Here is a 2,900-nt window from a genome sequence, read left to right on the forward strand (position 1 = left end):
CCCAGACGTACATGATCGTGCCGAGCACCGGCGCGCCCCATACCGCCCAGCCCGGAACCGTGTAGCCGAGGATCATCGCGAACATCGGCGAGAACGCCACCACCGGCACCGCGATCAGCAGATTCACCCAGAACAGGCGACGGAACTGTCCCACATGATCCCCATGCCCCACATGGCCGCCGTGCCCCATGTGCCCGCTGCGCTGCGCGTGCGCCTCATGCCCGGGAGCAGTGGGCTGCTCGTCGTGCATCTGGTGCGATGGCACGTGGTCGTCGTGATGCGCGTGGTCGCTCGCGGACGTCGTCGCCCCCGTGCGGTGCAGGCCTGGATCGTGGTGGTGCGCATGCGGATCGGACATCGATCACTCCTTCGTCAGCGCACCCGCATCAGGTGCGTCACCCACAACAACCCAATACCCCCAGGGGGTATTCCTGACATCCTACGACGAACAGCATCCGTCCTCGCAGCGGTCCGCCTCGCGCTCCCCAGTCAGCACGGCAACTGGCTCGGTGCAGGTCTCACCCCGCCAGGCTTCGATGCCTTCACGGATCGCGAACACGGCGATCACAAGCGCGGCGATCGAGTCTGCCCACGCCCATCCGAGCAGGCTGTTGAGCACGAGCCCGACCAGGAGCGCGGCGGAGAGGTAAGTGCAGATCAGGGTCTGCTTCGAGTCCGCGACCGCCGACGCCGACCCCAGCTCACGTCCGGTGCGGCGCTCGAACCACGACAGGAACGGCATCACCACGAGACTGAGGGCGGCGATCGCGATCCCCACCGGTGAATGCTCTGGGTCACGCAGCCCCGCCAGCGACAGCACCGCATCGACCGTCACATAGGCGGCGAGAGCGAAGAACGACACCGCGATCACACTCAGCGTGATCTTCTCCCGCCGCTCCGGATCAGGGGCAGCGAACTGCCACGCGACCGCCGCGGCCGAGAGCACCTCGACGATCGAGTCCAGCCCGAACCCGATCAATGCCGCCGACGACGCCGCCCCACCCGCGGTGAGGGCGACAATCGCTTCGACGACGTTCCAGGTGATCGTGATCGCCACGACGATCCTGATCCGCCGCCGCAGCACCCCGATCCTCGCCGGAGTCAGCGTCGCCCCGGTCACGAGACGGTCTCCGGCTCGCAGCACCCCGGGACCCGGCAGGCCGGGTCGATGCACGGCGCGTGCTCGTCAACCGCGAGCGTCACGTCCACGAGCGCTGTCAGCGCGGCAGCGAGATGCGGATCGGCGATCTCGTACCGTGTCTGCCGGCCCTCGGGCTCGGCGACCACGATCCCACACCCACGCAGGCACGCGAGATGGTTCGACACGTTCGTGCGCGTCAACTCCAGCTCACGGGCGAGCCGTGCCGGATAGCCCGGACCATCCAGAAGCGAGAGCAGGATGCGCGAACGCGTCGCGTCTGCCATCGCCCGGCCCAGTCGGTTCATCACGTCAACCCGCGAAGCAATAGTCAGCATGCGCTGACTATACAGTTATAAGTGACCAATTGACAAGGGTGTACTGTCAGGCGGCGACGCCGCCGCAGATCTCTTGCCAGAGCCCCCGGTCTTGCGGCACAATCACGCGACCGGGGACGGACGAACCGTCGCTGGGGTTGCAGGTTCCGCGAACATGCAACCCCACGCCCCAGAAGCCACGGCCTGAACCCGCATCTTCCGGCGTTTTACCCTTCAGGAATCGTGAACTTGCGGGTTTCATCTGTCATCCGACCAGTCGTGTCGAAGAGCTCCAGCTCTGCCGGGTGCAGCTGGTGCTGACAGACGAATGAGCGGTCCTTGATCCGCCACAGCCCCTGCCCGACGCCGAGGCCGGGCAGGAGCTTCTGTTCTGTGCCGGTGAGGCCGAGCGCGTTCGCGGTGACGCCAAGCTGGTCGGTCTCTTGGCGGTAGATGATGCGGGTCTCGGCGTTAGCGAGCAGGCTGTTCGCGAGCGACCGCATGGCCGATCCCTGGTCGCCGACGTTCTCGAGGTCGGTGAGCTTGTGGAAGATCAGCATGTTCGCGATCCCGTACGCCCTAGCGAGCCGCCAGTGCGCATCCATACGGCGAAGAAGCGCCGGGTGTTGCATGAGCCGCCAAGCCTCGTCGTAGATGCACCACCGCTGCCCGCCGTTCGGGTCAAGCAGCGCCGATTCCATCCACGCTGACGAGCACGTCATCAGCACCGAGATCAGTGTCGAGTTCTCCGCCACTCGTGAGAGGTCGAGGGAGATCATCGGCAGGCTCGGATCGAACGTCACCGTCGACGGCCCGTCGAACAGCCCGGCAAGGTCACCGGCGACGAGACGCCGTAGTGCGTGCCCGACAAGGCGACCGTCCTCGGCAAGCCGATGCTCAGGGTCCGACGTCCGGCTGGGGTTGAGGACCCGGTCGACGACCATCGGCAAGATCGGAACGTCATTCTCCGCCACCGTCTCCGTCAGCGCCGTGTCGATGGCCGTGTGCTCGAGTGGTGTGAGCGGCCGGTCAAGCACGGTCTCCGCGAGTGCACCGATGAGATCCCGGCGGCGGGACGCGACGGTGCTGATCCAGGTCTCGTCGCTGAGACCGGCGGGCCGGTATCCCTCGTCGAGTGGGTTGAGCCGGGTGGAGAGGCCGTGGCCGAGGACGATGGCTCGGCCGCCGACCGCTTCGGCGACCGCGGTGTGTTCGCCCTTCAGGTCGCCGGGCACGTAGACGCACCGCCCGAATGGGAGCGAGCGCGTGTAGAGGCTTTTCGCGAGCGAGGATTTCCCGGACCCGACGATGCCTGCGAGGACGACGTTGGGTGCGGTGATGAGACCACGTGAGTAGAGCACCCATGGGTCGTAGACGAATGAGCCGCCGGAGTAGAGATCCTGGCCGACGAAGACGCCGTCGGAGCCGAGGCCGCCCTCTGCGAG

Annotated in this window: 3 protein-coding genes and 1 pseudogene; all 4 read right to left on the bottom strand. The window is 66.7% G+C overall.

The window, feature by feature from the left end:
• A pseudogene (locus tag BGN97_RS15235) lies at positions 1 to 250 on the bottom strand (heavy metal translocating P-type ATPase); the annotation flags it as partial.
• 189 nt (positions 251 to 439) lie between these two features.
• Positions 440 to 1,120 carry a cation transporter gene (locus BGN97_RS15240; protein ID WP_292703268.1) on the bottom strand — a complete coding sequence of 227 codons (681 nt, stop codon included), beginning with the start codon at positions 1,118 to 1,120 and terminating at the stop codon, positions 440 to 442.
• Positions 1,117 to 1,476, bottom strand: coding sequence for a metalloregulator ArsR/SmtB family transcription factor (locus BGN97_RS15245; protein WP_188700255.1), 360 nt, complete (start codon positions 1,474 to 1,476; stop codon positions 1,117 to 1,119). The genes BGN97_RS15240 and BGN97_RS15245 overlap by 4 nt, the downstream gene beginning before the upstream one ends.
• Before the next feature lie 206 nt (positions 1,477 to 1,682).
• On the bottom strand, positions 1,683 to 2,900 hold a 1,218-nt coding region (locus tag BGN97_RS15250; protein WP_292703271.1), incomplete at its 5' end, for an ATP-binding protein.

The organism is Microbacterium sp. 69-10 (genome assembly GCF_001897945.1).
Taxonomy (GTDB): Bacteria; Actinomycetota; Actinomycetes; order Actinomycetales; family Microbacteriaceae; genus Microbacterium.